The organism is Paenibacillus naphthalenovorans (assembly GCF_001465255.1).
In the GTDB taxonomy this organism is placed as follows: domain Bacteria; phylum Bacillota; class Bacilli; order Paenibacillales; family NBRC-103111; genus Paenibacillus_G; species Paenibacillus_G naphthalenovorans.
On sequence record NZ_CP013652.1, the window covers coordinates 3,494,990 to 3,517,424 of the forward strand.

The following is a 22,435-nucleotide window of genomic DNA, read 5'->3' on the forward strand; positions in this document are numbered from 1 at the left end:
ACCGGAACGGGGACCAAACAAGCATGATCATTTCCTTATCTTGGCACAGCTTTGCTGCGCTTTATCCATTTGATGATAATATACACCGCCGCCACAACGATAGCTGCAAAAATCAAGGGCTTCACATACGGGCCGGCCACCTGATTGATCTGCTCCCAATTATCCCCCAGAGAGCGTCCGAGATAAACAAAAATGATGACCCATGGGATCGTCCCGAGCGTAGTATAGAACATAAACTTGGCCAACGGCATACGCGCCATGCCCGCAGGGATGGAAATCGCCTGCCTCAGCACCGGGATGAAACGGGCCAGAAACACCATGACCGGACCGTAGCGATTGAACCAGTCCTCCGCGATATCCAGATGCTTTTTTTTCAGGTGCAAAAATTTGCCGAACTTGTCCAATGCCGGCCGGCCGCCGTAGCGTCCGATCCAGTACAGAATGATCTGCTGGAACAAACACCCGAGGAGTCCGAACACGATGGCTCCGATCAATGAGATCTCCCCGCGCGAGATCAGATAACCGGCATAGGCCAGCACAATCTCACTCGGAATGACTTCCAGCATCAGGCCGATCAAAATCCCCCAAACGCCCAATCCCTCAACAAACCTTAACGCCGAAAGCACCAGTTCATGGAGCAGCTCACTCATTTCTCCAGCCTCTTTCTTTTCTTCACAAATTTCTGTTCTTGTCTATTATTAGCCTATTTTATTCTAGCACACTCTTATGCATGCCGCATCCTCCAATGCTCCTGCAATAACAGTGCCGCCGCTTCATCTGTCCGGAAGCTCCGGAATTCGGCCGTGTCATGATCAGACAAGTTCCCGCATACATTGGTACAAACGATCCTAATTCCTACAGGTGATGCTCATGACCAAAATATTCGTGGTAAGCAAAAAAAGAATAAAAGCACTCAAAATCGGAGCCGCCGCCTTGCTGCTGGCCTCTGCCGCACTGCTCTTCTGGGAGCAGGACGAGATCCGCACCGTCATGAGTCCCGACGCTCCGGAACGAACCGTCAATCTGGTGACAGGTGAATTCAAATCGACGGGACCGGACGGCAAGACGATTGAAGCGTATCGGTGGGACCCCGGTACCATTTACGTGAAAAAGGGGGAACGCATCCGCCTGAGCATTTACGGCGTAAACGGAGCGAGCCATCCCTTTATCATTGACGGAATGAACATTAAAGGCGAAGTGAAAAAAGGTCAGGAAACCGTTGTTTCCTTCCGTGCCGATAAACCCGGCATCTACAGGATCATATGCCTGACACACCCCGATATCGCTCATAACGGCCCGATGATCGGATATTTGGTGGTGGACGAATAACTTGGGAAACGGCAACAGCGGGGGCCGCTCCGTGAGTACCCGTACCGCCTCCTTGCGCATAGCATAAAGCAAGGAAGGAGGTGCCGGACTCATGAATCAAGGAAACAAAATGAAGCACAACCAACAACTTCCATCCGCACGGCTCATCCGCCGCACGTGCAGCCGGGAGCTGTACCGGGCACGAAAAAAAATGGGGGGATATATAACCCCCCATCTGATCAAGCAGGCGGATGAACTGTATTATAAAAAGGTGCTGCTGAACCTCCCTTATATTGTCGAGAACGGCAGCAACCGCAAAGTACTGGCGGATTGGTTCGATGAAAACGTATGCGGCGAAATCGCCGCCTTATGGAACGTGGAGCCGGGGGTGCTCAGCAGAGCGTTCCGGGAATCCTTCGGGGGCTGACGCAACAGCGCGTCGGTCTTTTCTTTCGCCCTGAAGGACGCCTTACTGCCCTTCCGTGCTTGCAAAGGGGGCCTTGCTTCTGTCATTCCATCAGGAGTAATATCCGCTTTTCGGAAATTCGTCATTTAATACCCAGTTGCCGATATTCCTAAGCTTATACTCAGCAGGATTATGCAGGGTATGGGTGCGGATATTTCGCCAGAACCGGTCAAAGCCGTATTTGGACGCAGTTGAGCGCGATCCCATCACTTCGAAAATGCGATTGCTGATGTCCAGCCCGGCTTTTCCGGCAGCCACATTGGCCGCCGCCACGAGTACAGCACATTCCCCACGTTCCTCTTCGGTTAAACTGAATTCTTTGGCCCACACTTCATCTACTTTATTCGCCGCCTTCTCAACCTGGACGAACCGCTCGCTAGGTTGATTCCCGCTCTTCCGCTGCTGATATGATCCAACGTTGAAAGGGCTTTTGCCACCACACCGGGGTGCCACAGGCCTGACAAAACTTGCGTGACTAATCGTATGTTTCTGGTAACCGGAGCAAGCGAAGCCGCCAAAGCCAAAGCTTCCAGCTGGTTCTCGCCCCCATCTTCGGAAAAAAAGCGAGACAGGAAGAATGCATACTTGAATCCCGCGTTTTCAGCCGCTTGTATATACCTTTTGTTTGCCTCAAATGACCAGTCCGCTTTCCTCGAACCGTTCGATTTCACGATTCCTCCGCTAACACTAGGTACCCAGTAGGCAAATTGTAATGTCATACGATTCCTCCTCTCCATATTAACCCAACTAAATCAGTAGGTATTATATGAATAATGTACACTCAGTATAGGCAGACGCAAGCTTTAATTCAACGAACAATATTCGTCCGAATGAAGTCTATGCAACATTTTGTCGATATTTGTTGTACATTTCGTAAATAAACTACTTTAGGAAATACCTTTGTTTATCCAGCCAACTTTCATTGGGAGACGCTTCAATTGAGTAAGCATACCCTAGACGTGGGGCTGTCAGATCGTTGAGAAAATGATTTTTTGCTTCCCGATTCGAAATAGGCGTGACGAGATGACGTATATGATTCATCAAATTACCGCGGTGTCGTAATAAATTGCCGTTGCAAATAAAAATACTGTTGAGACAGTCTCAGCAGTAAAACAGAAATGGATTTTGTGTTGTTTAAACATCATTTTTTTAGTTTTGTCTTCCGTTATCCTCCATGCCGATGGCTTTATAAATACCGAGCGAAGCAAGCCGCGTCAGCTGCAGAGCCATGTGATGCGGTGAATAAATGATATCTTTTTTGACCCAATTTTCCGCTACTCCCATCACGGACGAGCTTGCGTAGTCGAGGACGATATCAAGCGGAACCGAGAGCTTCTGCTCCATTCTCAACCTGGAAATCCGGTCGTAAAGCGCTTCCCGGATCACCTCTTGCATTTTCAGCTTAAACCTCTCCTGCTCCAGGAAAGTAAACATCACCTTGTAGAACCTTGCACTATCGGCCATGTAATTAAATAATACGACAAAATAAGGATCCGGCTCATCGAACTTCAACAAGCGAGACTCGACCTGCGGGCCGGTTTCTTTAAACAGCTTGGACAGCAGAGCCAGTTTTTCCTCAATGATGGTATCTAACAAATCGAATTTATCCTGATAATGGGCATAAAAGGTCGATCGGTTGACATTCGCATGATCGGCAATATCTTTAACCGATATTCTCTCAAAGCCTTTTTCCAAAATAAGCGAAATCAACGATTCCTGAATCATCAGCCGAGTTCGGTAAATACGACGGTCCAGACTGGTAAAGTCGGTTCGCATGCTTCATCCCTCCATCAAATGGTTTCTGCTCAATTCATCCCTATTTGTGGTTTAAATGTTCTTTTACCAACACTTCTTTATATTTAGTTGTTTATCAAACATATGTGCATCAACTGTCGATTGCTGGAATTTACAATACAGCTATAATAAAAACATATTAACCCTAGTTTATCAATAGGTTTTGTTTACATTTTTTTTTATAAGGAGTTGTGTAAGCTTTTGCGAGGAGAACAATTTGTCAAAAGTTTAAATGATGGCCGCAAGATTTGGCTGGATGGAGCACTGGTCAGCAATTTGCCAAAGCATCAGGCATTCAAAGGTACGCTGGAAACACTCCAACGATTATTTAATATGCTCGATGTGCCAGGCGTCAGGGAAACGATCGGATTTGTTCCGCCCGGCGGCAGCAAGTTTGCTCACGCCTCCTTTCTTGTGCCTTATACCCCCCAGGATTTATTGAAGCGCAGAACCAGTTTTGATTGCTGGGCCAGAGAAACCAACGGAATGATGAGCCGGATATCCGATTATGGCCGGTCTATGATCACGGGCTGGTATGCGGCCAGAAAGCAGCTTGGACTGCTTGATCCGCATTTCGAGTCCAAAATAACCAACTATTACAAAGAAGCACGGGACCGGGATTTGTTCCTGACAACGGCTATATTAGATCCTCAAATCGACCGTTCCAACGGTTTGGATGACAGCCGTATAAACGAACGGTTTCTCCATATTATAAAGGAAACGAGCGATGGCATTGTCGTTCGCGGTGCCAAAATGATTGCAACCGGTGCGCCATACACACACGATTTCATTATTTTTTCGTTCTTGAATTTCGAGGCAAAAGACAGCAAGCATGCGCATATTTTACTGGTTCCGGCTCATTCCGATGGACTGCATATTATTTGCCGGGAGTCGTTTGCCAGTCAGAGACCGCAAGATCATATATTGAGTTCGCGTTATGAGGAAATGGACGCCGTATTGTTTTTTGACGACGTGTTTATTCCTTGGGAACGGGTGCTGCTGTATGGAAATCCCGACAATGTCCTGAAGCTTCGGGGCAACAAGACGGCAAATTCGCTCGCCTTCCATCAGACGGTTGTCCGGTTTGTATCCAAGCTCGAATTTGTTACCGGGGTTGCCTTTGCCATTGCGGAATCGATTGGCGTTCAGGGTTTTTTGCATATTCAGGAGAAATTGGGCGAATTAATAACGCAAATTGATGTGATGAAGGCGCTGGTCATCGCCTCCGAAACGATGGCGAGGCCGGATGAATCCGGAGTTCTGGTGCCTGAGATATCATTCATTGATACGGCAAGGAATATTGGAACGAAATATTACCCGAGAGCCATTGAGATTTTACAGCAAGTAGGCGGCGGCGGGTTTGTCCAAGTGCCGTCCAGCATGGAAGATTTCTATGGACCGATCTCCAATCTGATGCATTTGTACTTTGAAGGGACTTCTGTCAGTGCGGAGAAAAAAGTGCAGCTGTTTAAATTAGCCTGGGATTTGATAGGAAGTCCGCTCGGCTCCCGTCATGAGCTGTATGAGCGATTTTATGCCGGCGATCCGGTACGTGCCTATGCTAGCCAATATGTGAAGTTCGAAAAAGAGCTGTTAGTCGATCCGGTTTGGAAATTATTGAAAGAATCGAGCAAAGAAGGAGGGTAATACCGAAATACCGGTCGATTCCCACTCACGTCGACGGCCGTTATTCAGGCAAAGCGAAGGAGAGAAAGCAGTCAGCTTTGCTTAGGGCAAGCAAATAACGCAGACCGCCGACGATGAGGGGAACGCTAGATTTCATACGGCCGGCCAAATTTAAATGATAGTTGCCCAAAGCTTTTATTTAAGGTAAGATATTAGCATATAAGATATTAGTCTTTTGCCCTATAGGCCGACATCCGAATGTGTTGAGACCATCCCGCATTATGAAAGCCTTCTCAACGAATCGGTGAACTTTTCATTTGGAGGATCGAATACCTTGGAAGATGTCAATTTGTCCAAAACGAATCATGCTTATGAATATATAAAGAAAAGCTTAAAGAATGGCCGATGGAAATTCGGGGAAGAAATCTCCGTCATTGAAACCGCAAAGGAACTGGGATATTCGAGAAGACCGATTATTGATGCATTAAAAAAGTTGGAGCTTGAAAATTTTGTGGAAATTGTGCCTCAAACCGGTTGTCGGGTCGTTAATTACACCAAAGAACAAATGCACGACCATTTCTTGTTCGTCATGGTTCTCGAAGGCATGGCCGCCCAGTTAGCGGCAGAGCGCCGTCTGGATTCGGAAGTCGAACAGTTATATCAAATCAATAACGAATTGCATCAGTTGGTTACGAAAGAAAACTTTGCAAAAGATGAGTACTTCGTAATTAACAGAAAGCTTCATCATGCCATACTTAAAATGGCCCGTTCCGAAAAAATATACAATCTGACCAAAAATCAATGGGATCTGAACGATTTTTATTTAATTAATGTGTCTTTGTTTGAACATGACGCAACGCAAACGATTGAAGAGCATAAAAATATCATCGATAAAATAAAAATGCGCGATCCTAAAGGGGCCCGCGCCATTATGGAAAGCCATATTATGAAATTTGCCACGATCGTAGGCAACTCAAAAATTTTAAATTAACTATGTCTTGATTCAAATAAGGGCAAAGACTTTTCAGTCTATGCCCTAACCTGCAGGCCCTGCTAATTTCAAATCTGCTTAAGCGAGGTGCCATTAAATCCATTGATTATTGACCGGAGAGACCTCCAGGAATCGTTCCGGATAAGACGGGCCCCACCACAGTCTTCCTCTTTTGTCGTATTCCTCCCAAGTCCATTTTACCGGCGGCAAATCGATATCTCTTGAATAATCTCCCGTATAAATTTCGGTTCGATTGCCGTCAAAATCGCGGATATATAAGAAGAAGGCATTACTCAATCCGTGTCGTCCGGGGCCAAACTCAATCGCATCCTGGTAGCCGGCATCCGCCAGAAGATCCGCCGTCCGGATAATTTCAGCCGGTCCCTGAACCGTATAAGCCACATGATGCAAGCCGGCTCCTGAAGCGGATTGAACCAGCGCCACATCATGGGTGCCCTGACAGCGTCTTGTCCAAGCGGCAAAGGTACCATTATCCTTCTCCACATATTCCGATACGCTGAAGGACAGCTCATCTCTCCAATATTTCAGGGCTTGATCCACGTTGGCCACGCGAATATTCATATGATCGATTCGCAACGGCGGAATTCCTCTATCGCGGTGCGTTGCACGCATAGGCAGATGGTTCAGTCCACCCTGTGGATTGTAAACGTTGACCTGCTGCATAGCATGGTAAAACTCGATCGGATGGCCATTCGGCTCAACAATACGCAGAGCTCGGCCTTGCCCGGGCTCCGTACCTTCCGGAACCATCAGGGTTGGAACCCCAAGACGTTTATGATGATCCTCCAGTCGGTCCAAATCTTCCGGATCGGAGACCCGAAGCGCAAAGTGACCCAAGCCACCGGTTTTGCTTTTGGTCAAGGTCAGGGTATGAAGGTCGAATTCATCTACTCCGCGTAGATAAATATGATCTTTGTCGGAATCGTGCTCTCTAAAGCCAAGAATATCAATGTAAAATTCCCGCGCTCTTTGCATATCGGTTACAAACAATTCGCAATGTCCCAGTCTTAGAATCAATGTCTACACCTCCAGCTTAGTTAACGAACGATATTTTCCCCCATAAAAAATCAACGGTTCTTCCTCTCGATACGAAATCCAGTTCACTCGACCTATATACAGGGTATGATCCCCTGCCGGATGCTCATCCACCACATCGCAAACGATATAAGCCAACGAATCTTGTATCAATGGAATGTCATTATGCCAGAAAAATTCAGGCGTGCTTTCCTGCGGGCGGCCGGCAAAATGCTGTGATACCTGCTGCTGATCGTGCATCAAAATGCTAATTCCGTACGTTTTCGTTTGAGGCAGTATCTGGTGCATCCTGGTTTTATGATCAATGGAAACGAGCACAAGCGGAGGATCCAGGGAGACCGAAACGAAGCCATTCGCCGTCATCCCATGCACTTCACCTTCCTGAACCGTGCTCACAATAGTAATTCCGGAAGCAAATCTTCCGAGCGTATTTCTAAACTCCCTGGGGTCGATCATGCCCATTCTCCTTTGTTCTATCGATTCGCCAATTCTGCAGCAACATCCAAAATCCAATCTTCTTGTCCGGCAACAGCCTTGCGTCGGGACAACTCCAGCAGGATCTCCCTCGGATCGATATTGAATTTTTCCCCAGCCTTTTTGGCATGCATTAAAAAAGTGGAATATAATCCCGTATAGCCGATGGTCAAGGCATCACGGTTAATCGTCATCGGATACTCCATCATGGGTTGAACTATATATTCTGCAGCATCCATGATCTTAAATAAATCAATTCCGGTTTCGCAGCCTACCTTGGAGAGCGCGGCCACAAGCACCTCCGTCTGTGTATTGCCGGAGCCGGCCCCCAGGCCGCTTGTGCTTGCATCAATGCAGGCGGCGCCGGCTTCCACTGCAGCCAAGCTGTTCCCTATAGCCAATCCGATGTTATTGTGGGCGTGATAGCCGATCGGGACTTTTAATTCGCCGGTTAACGCTTTCACTCTTGCCGTAACATCTTGCGGCATCATCGTTCCCGCGGAATCTACAATATAAACGATATCGGCTCCATAGGATTCCATTAGTTTAGCTTGTTTGGCCAAATCCTCCGGCGATAGCATATGGGCCATCATGAGAAAGCCTACGGTTTCGAGGCCAAGCTCCTTAGCCAAACCAAAATGCTGCTCGGAAATATCCGCTTCCGAACACTGCGTCGCAATTCGGACCATGCTGATTCCGCAATCTTTAGCCTGCTTCAGTTCTTTTCTCGTGCCGATCCCCGGAAGCAGCAAAGAAGCTATTTTGGCGTTCTTGCTGGTCTTTGCCGCTTCCTCGATGAGTTCAAATTCATCAACCAGGGACATGCCGTACTGCATGGAAGAACCGGCCAACCCGTCGCCGTGACTGATTTCAATCACAGGAACGCCTGCTTCATCGAGAGCTTTCACGATGTTATGGACCTGTTCTTTCGTAAATCGATGACGAATGGCATGGGAGCCGTCACGAAGCGTCGTATCCATGACCCTTACCTTTGTTGGAGTCATTATCGTTTCATCCCTTCCTCCTTATTGGATATCCCCGGTTAGCTTAGGACTTGTTTCAATAAATACTTTGCCTTAACCTCTGCCACACGCTTAGCGGAGGAGGTCATTATATCCAGATTGCCGGCCGTGCTTGGCAAATAATCCCCGGCCCCTTCGATTTCCAGCAATAAGATGACGACTGGCCATTTGCCCTCCGGCGTGTCTCTCACATCAAAAATGGGCTTCCGCGTTAAACGGTATCCGGGCACGTACTCCTGCACTTCAGCGATGACCTGCTCAATCGAAGCGGCAATTTCGTCTTCATGACCATGCTCATAGGCGGCATATACGGTATTTCTCATCAGGATCGGAGGCTCCGCAGGATTTAAAATGATAATCGCCTTTCCCTTTTCGGCTCCGCCGATCGCTTCCAGACCACGGGCTGTTGTAAAGGTAAATTCATCGATATTTTGCCGCGTACCGGGCCCTGCCGAGCTGCTGGCAACGGTCGATACCATTTCTGCATATTTGACCTTGCATACCCGACTCACCGCATGAACGAGCGGAATCGTCGCTTGCCCTCCGCAGGTGATCAAATTCACATTATCCGCATCCATGTGATCGTTCAGGTTAGCAGGCGGCACGACATAAGGCCCCACAGCAGCCGGTGTAAGATCAATCGCTATTTTTCCCGCTTCCTTCAACAGCTTCGCATGCCGGATATGAGCCTTTGCGCTCGTGGCGTCAAATACGATTTGAATATCGGGATCTTGTAGAATCCCGTTAATCCCCTCAATGCTGATATCCAAGCCATACGACTTCGCTCTGGCTAATCCTTCGGATTCCGGATCGATCCCGGACATTAACGATAGCTGCAACGAACCAGGATTTTTCAATATTTTATACATTAAGTCGGTTCCGATATTTCCTGAGCCCAGGATAGCTGCTTTAACTTGTTTTTCCATTATTTTATATTCACCTCCACACTTGACAACCCTTCGCCAAACGAAGCCTTATAATGTCCGGGAAGCAAATCAAAAGCCGGTGTAAGAGAACCCGAGAGCACAATGCTTCCCGCTTTCAAGGCTTCGCCCCATCCCGACAGTTTATTGGCCAGCCATGCGACCGAGCGGGCAGGATGGCCGAGTACAGCAGCCCCGGCTGCTGTACCCAATATCTTTCCATCTCTTTCCAGAACAAGCCCCACATGACGGAAATCCAACCGCTCAACGGTAGAAATTTGACTTCCTATGACCATCCCCCAATGGGACCCGTTGTCAGCAATCGTATCGGAAATCTTAATTTTCCAATCCTTTATCCGGCTGTCAATGATCTCAAAAGAGGGAACAACCGCTTTAGTAGCTGCCAATACATCCGCAGCCGTCACATTCGGTCCCCTCAGGTCCTTATCCAGAAGAAATGCGATTTCCGCCTCAATACGGGGATAAATCATCCGCTTTGAATCGATTTCCGCACCATGTTCAAATGCAAAATCCGAATACATGACGCCAAAATCGGGCTCATATACATGGAGCTGCTTTTGAATCCCTTCGCTGGTCAAACCGATTTTATTCCCGATGACCTGCCTGCCCTGCTGCTGATGGAGCTTGGTTAATTCCCTTTGAATTTGATAAGCGTCCTCCGCCGTTAATGACGGATAAGTTTCCGTGATCGGGGAGATGGCCTGTTTATTTTCAAAGGCGTCGTATAAGGATTGCGCAATGGTTTGAATATTCGGTTTCTCGTTCATATTAAGACCCCTTGGCGAAGGACTCCGGCGGGAAGGCTCCCCATGCGCTGAAGGCTGTCGGGAAATCGTTCCAGCTGATGAGCTCGCGCGATTTATCCGCACGTGGCATTTCGGCCGACAATTCGATGCGGTTGCCGCTTGGATCCAGGAAATACGTGTACAGGTTTCCGCCTACGGAGTGGCGTCCCGGACCGGCCTCCACTTTGTAGCCGTACTGCCCCAACACGTCACAAGCCCGTTTCATCTCGTCAATCCCCGCCACCAAAAACGCATAATGGTGCAATGTCGTGTTATCCGGCGTGCCTACGATCGCTATATCATGGTGGAAATCGCTTCCATGCGTCCACGCGGCGCCCCACACTCCCGCAACCGGCTCGAACACGTCGGCGACTGAAAATTCCAGCGTATCCCGCAAAAATCCCGCCAGCCCTTTGACATCATTTGCATTCAGCGTGATATGATCCGCATCCAGCGGCGCAATGCCCCGGCTCGGTTTACGGCCTACAACCGGATGCAGATAGTGCGGGCGATCCTCCGCCAATACCAGTTCAATCTGGTGGCCGCTTGGCGATTGGAACTGCAGCGCTGCCTTCTCTCCCGGCTCCGCATCGGTTACCCGGTTCGTCCTCACGCCGAGCTCCGTCAATTTTTTCTCAAAGTAAGCCAAGTCATCTTCCTGATGCACCTGCAGTGCAAAATGGCTGATGCCGCTGCCGCCTTCTGTTAACGCCAAATCATAGTTGTTGTCTGCACCGCAGCCCAAATAGACGATGCCGTTTTGTTTACCGATTTCATGCAGGCCTACGACTTCACGATAAAACTCCAGACTTTGCGGCAGATCGTTGACCTTTAAAACCCCATGCGCCAATTTCAAAACTCCCATGCTTGTTCCGCCTCCTTAGGTTTTGGTTTACTCAAAATATTCTTTGAATGCTTCCCTAAAGCTGATATTTCCCAGACTGTCCCGGCGATTTCCCTGCAGGCCGTCCATCAGACGGGAGTTTTCAACCAGAAGCATCTCTACTGCCTCAGCGCCATCGTTATAGTGTCTATGCCAGATCCAGGGCGGCGTATATATAAAATCTCCTTTGCTCCATTGCACCGTTTGATTACCGATTTCCGAGTAGCCGCTGCCATGCAGCACATAATGGATCGATTCGTGGACATGCCTTTGTAAATCGCTGCTTCCGCCAGGCGGTATTTTTTGCAGATAAAATTCCATCGATTTGGTCGGAATATTGAGTAAAAGGCCAATTTCAGCAGGATTGCCGGTTACTTTACTGTCCAGCCAAATGGCCTCCTCCGAATGAACCACCAGGCCCTCCTCCGAAATGTTCTGATCGTCGCGGTTTTTCAATTTCTTTAAATTCGCCATATAATCATCGAACTTTTTTTCCGTTGAAGGCTTTATTTTGGGCTCCATCATTTTTCCTCCGTTCATGTCGATTAAAGGGGACCGATTTTGGTAAAGCCGCCGTCTACCAGATGCGTTAATCCCGTCATGAAGGAGGATTCCTCAGAAGCCAGGAAACCTACCAAAGCCGCAATATCCTCCGGCTTCCCGTATCTGCCTACCGGGATGCCCTTTAGATCCTCTTTTACAACCTCTTCAAACGATTTGCCGGCCTGTTCGGCTCTGTAGACGGCCAGCTGTCTCGTTCTTGCCGTATCGATATGGGCCGGGGCGACGACATGCGTTGTGATCCCATGGGCACCGACCTCCACGCTTAACGATTCGGCAAGCGCTTGAACGGCAGCCCTCATCACATTCGATAAGTGAAGCTTCGGCAAGGGCCGGACAACCGATGACGAAGTCATATAAATCAATCTTCCCCACTGATTGTGCTGCATCTGCGGCAATACCATTCTCGTGAGTCTAATCGCCGCGTCCAAAATGAGATGATAGGCAAAGCTCCAATCCTTGTCGGTTAATTCAAGAAATGCACCCGGTCTGGGACCGCCTGTATTATAGACCAGAATGTCGACAGAGCCCATCGACTCCACCGCCTTACGCCCTAATTCCTCAATGGAGTCCGGGTTCGAAAAATCAGAGATCAGATAATGAACCTTGGCTCCGGTGGATTTGGCAATGTCATCTGCGGTTTGCGGAAGCAGATCTTTCTCAATACCGCTTAAAAAGACCGTTGCTCCCTCTTGTGCCAGCTTGGCTGCGATTCCTTTTCCGATCCCTGAACTGGATGCTGTAATTAATGCTGTTTTCCCATATAAAGGCATGTCGCATTTTCCCCTCAAATTCGTTTTATACTTTTTCGCTGATCCCGTATTTGGAGAGCAGTTTGTCTACCAGGGCCAGACACTGACTTTTATCATAAGCCGAATACTGGGTTTGGATTCTAAGGAACATCGGATCACCGGCATAAAAGCGCTCATACAGCTCGTGACGGGAACCAAAGTCGGAAACGGCAATGTCGGCGGCCAATTTAAACAGCTTCACTTTATCATCTGCCGACACCTCGGCGCCTCTGTAATACTTTCGAATGTCGGCCGCAATCGGGCTGTTAAATACATCTGCATTGGACGGCTGATACATTAAGCCCCCGGCAAGGATCAGTTGAACAATTTCCCGCACGCGGGGATACCAACGGTTGCCTGAGTTTCGGATAGCATAGAGTGGGGTAACATTCGGCATGTAGATCCCGTCTTGATTAGGCTCGGAAGTCATTTCCGATGCCAGCACCGCCGCCCGGATCAGCTCAATGTAAGTCGTAATCTCGCCCATCATATCTTGAACATGCGGGAATTGATTCGTATTGACCATTTCCGTCGCTTTTATGACCGTCCCGGCAATCAGCTGCAATTTCGTCTGCAGTCTGATGGAGGTTTGGTGGCCCGTAAACGCATTGGAGTTTAATTTCCAAACCGTATTGACCCTTTCGACATCCTGATAGATGAACACTCTTTCCCAAGGAACCAGCACATCGTCGAAAACAACGACACCATCGAGCTCATCGAATTGCGAAGCCAAAGGATGATCGTATACCGAGTCGCGGGTAAACGGCTCGCGCGCAATTAATCGAACCCCCGGCGTGTTCATTGGTAAGGCGAAGGAAATGGCGTATTTGTAGTCCTTTTCCGTAGGTTTTCTCAGATGGAAAGGCCATACCAGCATCTCATCGGCGTAGGGACCCGCCGTTGCCAGCATTTTGGCTCCGCGTACAATAATCCCTTTATCCGTTTCTCTTACGACCCCGAGATAAGTAAATTCATCCGGCTGCTCTGACGGGGCTTTACCCCGGTTCACCTGCGGGTCAATCAAGACGTGGGTCAAATATAAGTCATTTTCCCTAATATATTCAAAATAATTTCGCACATGATCCGCATATTTGCCGAAAAAATCGGAATTAATGTACCAGGCGGTCATCATGGCACTCATAAAATCCGTAGAGCGGCCCATCATGCCATAGGTTTCCTCCGCCCATACTTGATGCATTTTTCTGCGTTTGGCCAAATCGTCTTTGGATTTCGGAACCAGGAATGATGATCCGACTAGATCTCCCGTTTTCGGAGATTTAAAAAGCATATGCTCCTTTTTATCTGTTTCCCACTGGGAATCATATAAACGGGCAATCGATTTAACAGCCGGTGCAACCAACGGATGTGTCGTAGGATCTGTTATTTTTTCATTGCCGATCCATGTTTCCGGGGGATAATTTTTGAGTCTTTCAATATAATCTCTACCTTTGCGTGCTCCCATGATCTAAAAGCCCCCCTCTTTTACAAACGCTGTATGAACGCGATTAAATTCCTCCATACTTTCCCACTGCGGCCAATGACCGGAGTCGTTAATGACATATAATAAGCTGCCGGGAATCCATTCCTTCAGAATGAAAGCTTCGTCCACCGTCCCGGTGGGATCATTGTCCGTCCATAAAAGTAAGGTCGGACAGGTAATTCGGTTACACCATTCCGGGCTCCATACGTAATTCTTTCTTATTTCCCAATCCTGAACAGCTACGATATGATAGACAGCTCTTTTAAATTCCGGCTGTTTGTATATTTTATAGCGGATACTCACCAGTTCATCGGTTACAAAGCTTTTATCGTAGAATAACCATTCCAGGCGGGCACGCACATTATCGTAAGTGGCTTCTTCCACCGCCTTGATGGTTGAATTTTTCACCTGCTCCATGACCTGCGGTTTATTCGTAATGTTACCAGGCGTGTTGAGGATTAATTTATCGATAAGCTCAGGATGATAAGCCGCCGTCCAGGCAGCGACCCATCCGCCGAGCGATTCACCCGACAAGCTCACCTTTTGCAAATGCAGGGCTTTTACCAATCCGACCAGATGATCGCTTAAATAATCAATCGTATAAGGACGGTCCGGTTTATCACTGAAGCCATGACCTACCATATCGTAAGCGATGACTCTAAATTCGTCTGCAAGTCCTGCAAAGTTCCGCGAATACGCTTCCAAATGGCCCCCCGTACCATGAACGAAAATTAGCGTTTGTTCTCCTTCGCCGGCTTCCATGACCCTTGTCCGGATTCCATCCACATCCAGATAGTACTGCTTCAACGGCAGTCCTGCCAATTGTGTCCATATCGCAACTTTTTCCCCCATTGCCTTCACCTCATTTCATTATTTAGATACTAGTATCTTAGTTCAATGGTATCACATAAGGTAAAAAATGTCACCTCATTTTATAAAAAATGTGCGGTTATAGTCCGAAGCCGAAATGAAGAAAGCCCGGAGGGGTTTACATGGAGGGGCGGCTAAGCAGGCCGTTTGGCCAAGGTGTCCGCCTTCAAAGTGGCTTCGGAGCCTTCTCACTCAGCGCTAAAGGCTCCCTGTCACCCCATCGCATCATATCATAAAAGTGATATTTTCACTGAACAATAGGCCTCTTAATCCCAATATTTTCACCGATGGTGTACTACTTCTTTCATCAAAAAACATTATTTGCCGAATGGCTTGGATAAAAATTCCGTAAATACTTCAGGTTCCTGCCAGGTCAAACTTTCAAGGGCCAGAGGATCCAGTTGAATCGAATGATGTAACTTTGGTGAAGTAATTTCCAGCCTCTCCCCGTTTCTTGTATATACCTTTTTAACAATCACTTGGGTAAACTCATTGCCGACGATGATTTGTGGTTCCGATGACATTTTCCCCCTCCTTACTTTCGTTCTATGATTGAATTTTTGCTGATAAAGCAGCATTCCAATCCTTATAATCATAGTCAACAACGTCATGGATAACCAAGGGATCGGCTTGGATAATGGACATAAATTCCTCTTGTGAACAGTTATAAACAATACATCCACCGCTTCCATCGACAAACGGACCGCTTGCCAGGATGACTCCCTTTGCGCGTAATTGTTGATTGCGGTTTTCATGTTCTTCAAACCATTTTGGATTGATTTGATCCATTGGTTTTTTTATGCCTAATTGAACCAGCCACATAGAAACACTCCCCTTCATAACTGTGTTCTAAACGATCGTCAATCCTCCGTCGGCGACAATCACTGAGCCTGTGACAAACGAAGATTCGTCAGACGCCAAAAAGAGAGCAATATTCGCAATCTCTTCCGGCTGCGCTCCTCGACCAAGGGGCGTTGCTTCGGAAGCCACTTTATCTAACTCAGGTAACACTTCTTCCATGGCCTTTGTCATCGGCGTAATCACATACCCTGGAGCAATGGCATTGACACGGATTCCTTTTTTCGCATACGATGCAGCGACTTGACGAGTAAACGAGATAATGGCCCCCTTTGAAGCGGAATAGGAAGGACCGCCTGGGCTGTTGATTAAGGCAGCAGTCGATGCTTTATTGATAATCGTTCCACCGTTGGCTCGTAAAAGTTCAGGAATACTATGCTTCACCACAAGGAACATACCTTTTGTGTTTATATTCTGGATTTTATCCCATTCTTCCGCACTTATTTCTTCTACAGCAATCATAAAGTTCTTATGAGCAATCCCTGCATTATTATAAACCGTAGTTAGCTTCCCAAAAGTATCGATCGTTTTTTGAATCGCTTGCTTCACTTGCTCTTCATCGGTAACGTCGCATTGAATTGCGATGGCTTCGCCGCCTGCTTCAGTCACTAGACCGGCGGTTTTTTCGATTTCTTTTGCATCCAGATCGATGACTGCCACTTTCGCTCCTTCACGGGCAAAAACAACGGCAGCTGCTCTCCCCATGCCTCCTGCTGCCCCAGTAATAAACGCAACTTTGTTTGCTAAGCGCTTTGTCAACTTCGGATTCCTCCCGGTAGGTTATTTAATTTTAATTTCAGAAACCCTGCTGAACAATGAATCCTTAGAAAAAGACCCCTAAATTGTCCATACCCAGTGTCGTCTGATCGATCAATATTTCTCTTGTTTTTAATTTACATTCCTGCCCTGTCCGCGTCAGGATATCGTTACGAACGCAGGTAATAAGATTGTAATCCGATTCATTGCCACGACTACGGGTTAGAAGAAGGTAGCTTTTTACCTTAAATTCATCTTCAGCCGACTGCTCGATCCGTACATTAGTGATAAACCTTCTTGTACGAGAAGGCGGATCTTCTGCCCAAGCAAATTCCGTCTCAACTCGCTCAACCCGTTTTTTTAAGGAAGCATAGTTTTCCTCAAAGTGATTCATATTTCCTATAAATCCTTCCCCGTGTATTCGCTCGCGAGTCGTCCTTACAGGCATTACGTACTTGATCTCTTGATCCAGCATGTCTAACCATTTTCTAAATTCCCCACTATCCAATACCTCTGCTTCAGCTTGCAAAAATTCCAGGATTTCAAAATAAACAGGATTTCCAATTTTGATGCTTGTCGAAAGCATGTACTCTCCTCCTCTGCATGTTTTGGCTGTGCTTATTCATTGTTCTCGGTTAATAATTTATGCCATTGGCGCCAAATGTTTAATTGGTTCGCCTCGCTGTAATCTCCCTGATAAACCGTTCCAGGACCCGGCCAATCCCCTTGTTCGGGTTTGCGATCAATCCCCATACGATAAATAAATTTTAATTTCGATGAGGCAATATATCCTTTCGTAGCCCGAGTAATGTTTTTCCACATTTCTGTGTCATCTTGTTCCAGCATGCCACTCGAACCAAATGTTCGGACATACGTCTCTCTTGCAAGCTCTTTCCACCAATCCGGCGCTTCTTTTTCGACAAGGACCCATGAAAAGACCTCCATCTCATGCGGTCCTTTCGGCACCCACTGTCTTAATGTCAAATATGAACCTGGATTCTTTCCTGCTTCTGTTGCCCAAGAGAAATATCCAAACGACATGTTCGGGTAAATGTTCCCATGGATATAAGCAAGCCGGCTAAACGCTTTTTGATGTTCGGGTGTTAATTTCTGTTCAATCTGTTCGACGATATTTTGGGGAACACCGTAAAAAGGCGGAAGTTCATATTCGGGCGGTGCACCAATCAGTCCAAGACCATTTCCATTCTCACAAGATACATGAACCCCGTAAAACGCGAACTTCGGATCCCCACTCGGAACAAGTTTTAATTGGACAGCCGATTGATGGGTCATGAAGGTATGGTAAGCATCCCCAACAAAGTTGTCGGCCCCCAGCTTCCAGTTCGATTTTACGGTCCAACGCTGCGGTACTCCGATGACTTCCATTCCCCCATGGGTATGGCTTAACATCATATCCAGGTACCATTTCAGGCTTCCTAGCTGCTCCTCTAACGGAGGAGCCGAATCATTAAAGGTGCCAAAGATAAGCCCTGCATATGTGGCAGCTCTCGCCTTTACCAGACTGTATTGGGTTTTATCAAAGGCATCACCGAAGGCCTCCTTATATGCAGGAACTCCGATGAGATCTCCATTCTGTTTAAAAGTAAAGCCATGGTATGGACATCTAAAATGGGAAGAGTTCCCCATTTCTGAACGGCATACAGGTGATCCTCTGTGAGTACATGCGTTCAGTACGACGTTGATAACACCGCCCTCTGAACGTGAGACAATCACCTCTTCGTTCCCAATATACCTTAATACATAGTCGCCTTTATTCGGTATCTCAGATTCATGAGCAATCGGAACCCATACTTTAGAAAAAATCCTTTCGATTTCCATCTGATGAATTTCAGGATCACCGATCACTCGTGATGAAATATACCCTTCCTCCAGATCCAGCAATTCTCTTATCTTTGTCCCGTCCGATAAACAAACATCTTCGCCTACATTTTTTTGAATCGCCATTTGATTAATCGCTCCCTTCTCTTGATAATGCTGTTTCAGTGCGCCCACCAAAGAAGCCACGTTGGTCAAGGAACCAACAAACTGCTGATCTGACCTGCGAATTTTAAATGATAAGGTTCTCTATGATGAAGGAAACACTTTATTACCACCCCTTTCAAAAAAGCAATGAAATTCTAGAATATTAGTTTGGATGCGCTTACAAAATGTGCTATGGCATTATTATACATTTACGAAAATAGATCGTCAATATAAAAAAATTTTGCCAATGCCAGAAAAGCGGTCTGCTTTGCTTATGGCAAGCAAATCACGCAGACCGCCGGCGAATGAGGGGAACGATATGTTTCATACAAGGAGAAAAGTTATTTTTAAACCAGCCTGAGCTTACGTTTGATCACAGCGTAAATAAGTATTCCCGCCAAGACCGCAAGGGCAATGGGCGTCAAGTACTGCTTGGCCAATGGAGCTACGTGCTCCCACTGCGGGCCCAGCTTGTATCCCAGGTACACATACAGGGAAGTAATCGGGAGCATGGCCAAAAAGGTATATGCCGAAAATTTAAGCACATTCATTTTGGCTATACCGCAGGGGATTGAAATGAACGTTCGTACCCCCGGCAAAAATCGTCCGAAGAAAGCCACTCCGCCGCCATACTTTTCAAAAAAACGATCCGAGGCCTGCAGCTGCCGGGAACGGATAAAGAAATACTTTCCATATTTTTCAATAAACGGCCTACCGCCATATCTCCCCAGCAGATATAAGGTGAGAGGTCCGGTGGTTCCGCCAATCGTTCCGGCCAGGATCGTCGGAAGCAATTGAAAGTCCCCTTGAAAGACCCAGTAGCCTGCTAAAGGAAGCACGAGCTCAGCCGGCACAAATTCAAAGGTAAGGGCGATAACGAGACCGGAATAAGACAGCCTCTTCAGGAAATGAATGAATTCAAGGATTAACCGTTCCATTGAAAACTCCTTTATATAAATTGGAAATCTATCCTACTTATTATAGAAAATAGTATCCGCCTGTTTCAAGTGATCCCGGAATCCAACCAGGGACCTGCCGCGGCCGATCCCTGTGTTGATTCTAACATTACAAGATTTTAATTTGATCGGAACGATAGATTCGCATTCCTTTACTTCCCTTCTTAGCCGCTTGTATCATTCCTTGTGCCACCGCGGTCCCGGTAATAGGTTTATATTGTCGCAAGCCTCCGATCATTAGGAATGAAAACAAGCCGCCGAGGATCTCCGCCATTTTTTCACCGAATCGAAACTCATCCCGCTGCCCCAGCAAAAGCGAGGGTCTGAAGATATGTAATGAAGGTAAATCCAGGTCCTTGAGGCTTTCTTCCACTTCTCCCTTCACCTGGCTGTAGAAGAACAGGGAATCCTTGGAGGCTCCCATGGCGGAGACGATCAAAAACGACGAAGCACCGTACTTTTTGGCCAGTCGTCCAAGCCGTACAGGATAATCGAAATCTACTTTACGGAATTGCTCTTTGGTTTTGGCCTTCCGTATGGTTGTGCCCAAAGCGCAAAATACATGAGAACCGTTCAGATCATCCTTTATAGCCTGCTCAAGCGGTCCCTCTTCCCAATCGGTCATTCGCTGGATCAGCTTTTCATGATTCAGCTCGATCGGACGTCTGACCAAAGCGATGACCTTGTCATACTCAAGGTCCGACAAAAGAAGTCTGACCAGCTCGCGGCCGACCAATCCCGTCGCTCCGGCTACTATCGCTGTGTTTTTCATCACGGCCTCCCCGTTATCTCTTTTTTATGTACAGCTGCCCTCGTTATATTTATAGTAATGGGACGCCATTATAAACTCAACCTTTAGCAGATAAACCACAAAAAGCCCTCTACAGTTTATCGTCTAGGGCCTGCGCGTGTAAATGGAAGAAGCTTCTCACCGGTGCTTTTCCATTCTATATTCGGCTGTCTTTATTATAATATTTGCATGCTTTCGATATGCTTCTTGGTTTCGGGGGTACCTAATTCATAGATCAATGAATAAATATCGTGCATGCCCATGTCATACGCATCATTCGATGCATCGTGATGATAAGGAACACCGGCCGCATGGGTCCGAAGAAAATTGTCATTTTCTATGTAATATTGATCCTCGAACAGTTCTTGAAGTTTGACAATTTCCTCCGGTGTGGCTTCTATTTCGAATTCGTAAGCCGCATCGCCTTGGTTGGCCATGATTGTCCCCGCCTGCACCGATACATAATACTTGTTTTTGTCCATACCTATCCTCCATTTACCGAGTTAAATACATGACTAATATTGCTCCCAATGCAAGTATGATTGGAAATAATATATTCGCAATTAATATCGGGTTTGCCAGAATCGGATGTTTGATCGTCGTTTCATTCATGCCTTTGTCTAATTCTTTATGTTGTTGATTGCGTATGGCTATCAATGACCAGATGAGGGCCACTACACAAACGATAAGCGCGGCTATAAGTAAAAAAGTAAGCACCTTAAATCTCCTTCTTTTTAGTTAAATTTGATTTGTATGTTTACTTTTCCACGAACAGTAAATTTATATTCAAATGACCATATTTTTCAAAACATCGATAAACTTGCCGCGAGTCGGCTGCCCGCAAAAACAACAAAACCCGGCTCCCTATGCAGGGGCCGGTTCCGTTTGCGCATTTAATAATCTGCCGATCGGTCTGTTCGGATCTATGATGTCCATGATGTCATGAAAAGGGATTTCGAACGTAGGAAAGCCGTAGACATAAGGGGTATATTCGTACAATTGAAAATAAATCACGACCGCCTGATCGGTCAAATAAAAGGACTGATTCCTGTCTATGGCCTTAAACTCCGTAAGCATCGGGATGTCACGGGACTTAAACTCGCGCCTGATGATATCAGACAAACGGTCGACGTAATTGCTTCCAGGCTTAAACAAATCCTCCAGCCGGTATTCGCTGCCGTCTTCCAAATTAAATGTCTGCGAGCTTTGATAGGTCATTCCGTGAGCCGCTCCCTGCGCATAACCGTAATTATCGTACAGCAGGCTGAGCAATCCGTTTCGGTGCAGCTTGACCTGATATCCGCCCGTCATAGTCTTGGCCGGGTCCTTTACGTAGCCCTGCAGCCGGATGAGATCGTACACCGCATCCAAAATCGAGTTGTTGATCATGCGGCGCACCAACCCGTTCTTCAGCCCCACCACCTGAGGATAATGAACGTTCAGCCGCGGTTTTATCAGCCTTCTGGTAATAATCCTTTCTCTTCCTTCACGCTTCTCCGTATCGATTTGTTCCATCGTCTCACACTCCCGGCGTATCGTAAGATTATGCCCAGTATATGCGGACAAATACCCGGTGGTGTGAAGAGCCGGTACAAATAGAACTGTCTTTTTATGTGTCCAATCTATTGACAGAGGTCCATTAAAGGTCTGGCATCTTTGAAAGGACACCAATATAGGCGTTTTTATCCGGCAAAAGCGGCGCATGTGGACAGGTAATCGGTATTCCCGATTTGCTTCTTTTGGTTGCTGAGCAGCTCCGCTCCCGGATTATTCACCACGTAAGGATCGCTCACGGGGCGCATGTCCCCCCAGACGCATTCCACACCCTGTCCTCCCGCATCTCCCGCATACATTCGGCAGCTTGCGCAAAACCCTTTCTTTTGATCTTCATCGAGCTTAACGATTTTATTGCGCAAGCAGCAGTAGACGCGGCTGTTTTCATCGGCCAAGTTGATATGTCTGATTTGACGCATAAGCATGCGCTCCTTTCCATGTGCATTGGGCTATTCACACAACAAGCTGAATTAAAGAGTAATACCCA

Annotated in this window: 28 protein-coding genes; 4 read left to right on the forward strand and 24 right to left on the reverse strand. The window is 47.1% G+C overall.

Annotated elements, in window-relative coordinates; translation table 11 throughout:
- Positions 1–35: 35 nt before the first annotated feature.
- Positions 36–650, reverse strand: a complete 615-nt coding sequence (uptA, locus tag IJ22_RS17150) for an undecaprenyl phosphate transporter UptA (RefSeq protein WP_054818516.1) — start codon at positions 648–650, stop codon at positions 36–38.
- 220 nt (positions 651–870) lie between these two features.
- On the opposite strand from uptA, the gene IJ22_RS17155 reads away from it, so the two are divergent.
- The gene (locus tag IJ22_RS17155; protein WP_062409684.1) at positions 871–1,329 is read left to right on the forward strand and encodes a cupredoxin domain-containing protein; all 459 of its coding nucleotides are present in this window, start codon (positions 871–873) and stop codon (positions 1,327–1,329) included.
- A gap of 91 nt (positions 1,330–1,420) precedes the next feature.
- Positions 1,421–1,735 (forward strand): hypothetical protein, encoded by a 315-nt coding sequence (locus tag IJ22_RS17160; RefSeq protein WP_054818515.1) that lies wholly within the window; start codon positions 1,421–1,423, stop codon positions 1,733–1,735.
- A gap of 90 nt (positions 1,736–1,825) precedes the next feature.
- Here IJ22_RS17160 and IJ22_RS17165 read toward each other — a convergent pair whose 3' ends face one another.
- From IJ22_RS17165 to IJ22_RS17175, 3 genes are all read right to left on the reverse strand, one after another.
- Positions 1,826–2,104, reverse strand: a complete 279-nt coding sequence (locus IJ22_RS17165) for an acyl-CoA dehydrogenase family protein (protein ID WP_054818514.1) — start codon at positions 2,102–2,104, stop codon at positions 1,826–1,828.
- A 5-nt stretch (positions 2,105–2,109) separates the two neighbouring features.
- Positions 2,110–2,493 carry an LLM class flavin-dependent oxidoreductase gene (locus IJ22_RS17170; RefSeq protein WP_062409685.1) on the reverse strand — a complete coding sequence of 128 codons (384 nt, stop codon included), beginning with the start codon at positions 2,491–2,493 and terminating at the stop codon, positions 2,110–2,112.
- A gap of 430 nt (positions 2,494–2,923) precedes the next feature.
- A complete protein-coding gene (locus IJ22_RS17175) occupies positions 2,924–3,550 on the reverse strand; it encodes a TetR/AcrR family transcriptional regulator (protein ID WP_062409686.1) in 627 nt (208 codons plus the stop codon).
- 219 nt (positions 3,551–3,769) lie between these two features.
- Here IJ22_RS17175 and IJ22_RS17180 point away from each other — a divergent pair, with 219 nt between their 5' ends.
- Positions 3,770–5,215: a 4-hydroxyphenylacetate 3-hydroxylase family protein gene (locus IJ22_RS17180; protein ID WP_062409687.1), complete on the forward strand. Its 1,446-nt coding sequence runs from the start codon at positions 3,770–3,772 to the stop codon at positions 5,213–5,215.
- Positions 5,216–5,528: 313 nt separating this feature from the next.
- Positions 5,529–6,185 carry a GntR family transcriptional regulator gene (locus IJ22_RS17185; protein ID WP_062409688.1) on the forward strand — a complete coding sequence of 219 codons (657 nt, stop codon included), beginning with the start codon at positions 5,529–5,531 and terminating at the stop codon, positions 6,183–6,185.
- A gap of 93 nt (positions 6,186–6,278) precedes the next feature.
- Here IJ22_RS17185 and hpaD read toward each other — a convergent pair whose 3' ends face one another.
- From hpaD to IJ22_RS17290, 20 genes are all read right to left on the reverse strand, one after another.
- Positions 6,279–7,223 (reverse strand): 3,4-dihydroxyphenylacetate 2,3-dioxygenase, encoded by a 945-nt coding sequence (gene hpaD, locus IJ22_RS17190; RefSeq protein WP_062409689.1) that lies wholly within the window; start codon positions 7,221–7,223, stop codon positions 6,279–6,281.
- Between the two features lie 3 nt (positions 7,224–7,226).
- Complete coding sequence (locus tag IJ22_RS17195) at positions 7,227–7,697, reverse strand: flavin reductase family protein (RefSeq protein ID WP_054818510.1); 471 nt, start codon at positions 7,695–7,697, stop codon at positions 7,227–7,229.
- A gap of 17 nt (positions 7,698–7,714) precedes the next feature.
- Complete coding sequence (dmpG, locus tag IJ22_RS17200) at positions 7,715–8,719, reverse strand: 4-hydroxy-2-oxovalerate aldolase (protein ID WP_062409690.1); 1,005 nt, start codon at positions 8,717–8,719, stop codon at positions 7,715–7,717.
- 38 nt (positions 8,720–8,757) lie between these two features.
- Positions 8,758–9,663 (reverse strand): acetaldehyde dehydrogenase (acetylating), encoded by a 906-nt coding sequence (locus tag IJ22_RS17205; RefSeq protein WP_062409691.1) that lies wholly within the window; start codon positions 9,661–9,663, stop codon positions 8,758–8,760.
- A complete protein-coding gene (locus IJ22_RS17210; protein ID WP_062409692.1) occupies positions 9,663–10,448 on the reverse strand; it encodes a 2-keto-4-pentenoate hydratase in 786 nt (261 codons plus the stop codon). The genes IJ22_RS17205 and IJ22_RS17210 overlap by 1 nt, the downstream gene beginning before the upstream one ends.
- Before the next feature lies 1 nt (position 10,449).
- On the reverse strand, positions 10,450–11,331 hold the full coding sequence (locus tag IJ22_RS17215) for a VOC family protein (RefSeq protein ID WP_062409693.1): 882 nt from the start codon (positions 11,329–11,331) through the stop codon (positions 10,450–10,452).
- A gap of 27 nt (positions 11,332–11,358) precedes the next feature.
- The gene (locus tag IJ22_RS17220; protein ID WP_201023566.1) at positions 11,359–11,874 is read right to left on the reverse strand and encodes a cupin domain-containing protein; all 516 of its coding nucleotides are present in this window, start codon (positions 11,872–11,874) and stop codon (positions 11,359–11,361) included.
- 20 nt (positions 11,875–11,894) lie between these two features.
- Entirely contained in the window at positions 11,895–12,683 is a 789-nt protein-coding gene (locus IJ22_RS17225) for an SDR family oxidoreductase (RefSeq protein ID WP_062409694.1), read from the reverse strand.
- Between the two features lie 25 nt (positions 12,684–12,708).
- The gene (locus tag IJ22_RS17230; protein WP_062409695.1) at positions 12,709–14,163 is read right to left on the reverse strand and encodes a 4-hydroxyphenylacetate 3-hydroxylase family protein; all 1,455 of its coding nucleotides are present in this window, start codon (positions 14,161–14,163) and stop codon (positions 12,709–12,711) included.
- A 3-nt stretch (positions 14,164–14,166) separates the two neighbouring features.
- A complete protein-coding gene (locus IJ22_RS17235; RefSeq protein ID WP_062409696.1) occupies positions 14,167–15,033 on the reverse strand; it encodes an alpha/beta fold hydrolase in 867 nt (288 codons plus the stop codon).
- A gap of 335 nt (positions 15,034–15,368) precedes the next feature.
- Complete coding sequence (locus IJ22_RS17240; protein WP_054818523.1) at positions 15,369–15,575, reverse strand: hypothetical protein; 207 nt, start codon at positions 15,573–15,575, stop codon at positions 15,369–15,371.
- Positions 15,576–15,597: 22 nt separating this feature from the next.
- Positions 15,598–15,873, reverse strand: a complete 276-nt coding sequence (locus IJ22_RS17245; RefSeq protein WP_062409697.1) for a YciI family protein — start codon at positions 15,871–15,873, stop codon at positions 15,598–15,600.
- 27 nt (positions 15,874–15,900) lie between these two features.
- Positions 15,901–16,668: an SDR family NAD(P)-dependent oxidoreductase gene (locus IJ22_RS17250; protein WP_062409698.1), complete on the reverse strand. Its 768-nt coding sequence runs from the start codon at positions 16,666–16,668 to the stop codon at positions 15,901–15,903.
- Positions 16,669–16,732: 64 nt separating this feature from the next.
- Positions 16,733–17,251, reverse strand: coding sequence for an aromatic-ring-hydroxylating dioxygenase subunit beta (locus tag IJ22_RS17255; RefSeq protein WP_062409699.1), 519 nt, complete (start codon positions 17,249–17,251; stop codon positions 16,733–16,735).
- Positions 17,252–17,283: 32 nt separating this feature from the next.
- Positions 17,284–18,690, reverse strand: a complete 1,407-nt coding sequence (locus IJ22_RS17260; protein WP_235594360.1) for an aromatic ring-hydroxylating oxygenase subunit alpha — start codon at positions 18,688–18,690, stop codon at positions 17,284–17,286.
- Positions 18,691–18,995: 305 nt separating this feature from the next.
- Positions 18,996–19,586 carry a DedA family protein gene (locus tag IJ22_RS17265; protein ID WP_062409700.1) on the reverse strand — a complete coding sequence of 197 codons (591 nt, stop codon included), beginning with the start codon at positions 19,584–19,586 and terminating at the stop codon, positions 18,996–18,998.
- A gap of 127 nt (positions 19,587–19,713) precedes the next feature.
- On the reverse strand, positions 19,714–20,376 hold the full coding sequence (locus IJ22_RS17270; RefSeq protein ID WP_054818502.1) for an NAD(P)H-binding protein: 663 nt from the start codon (positions 20,374–20,376) through the stop codon (positions 19,714–19,716).
- Positions 20,377–20,570: 194 nt separating this feature from the next.
- Positions 20,571–20,876, reverse strand: coding sequence for a hypothetical protein (locus IJ22_RS17275; RefSeq protein WP_062409701.1), 306 nt, complete (start codon positions 20,874–20,876; stop codon positions 20,571–20,573).
- Between the two features lie 382 nt (positions 20,877–21,258).
- The gene (locus IJ22_RS17285) at positions 21,259–21,909 is read right to left on the reverse strand and encodes a DUF3298 and DUF4163 domain-containing protein (protein WP_062409702.1); all 651 of its coding nucleotides are present in this window, start codon (positions 21,907–21,909) and stop codon (positions 21,259–21,261) included.
- Positions 21,910–22,076: 167 nt separating this feature from the next.
- Positions 22,077–22,367, reverse strand: coding sequence for a hypothetical protein (locus IJ22_RS17290; protein ID WP_062409703.1), 291 nt, complete (start codon positions 22,365–22,367; stop codon positions 22,077–22,079).
- Positions 22,368–22,435: the final 68 nt, after the last annotated feature.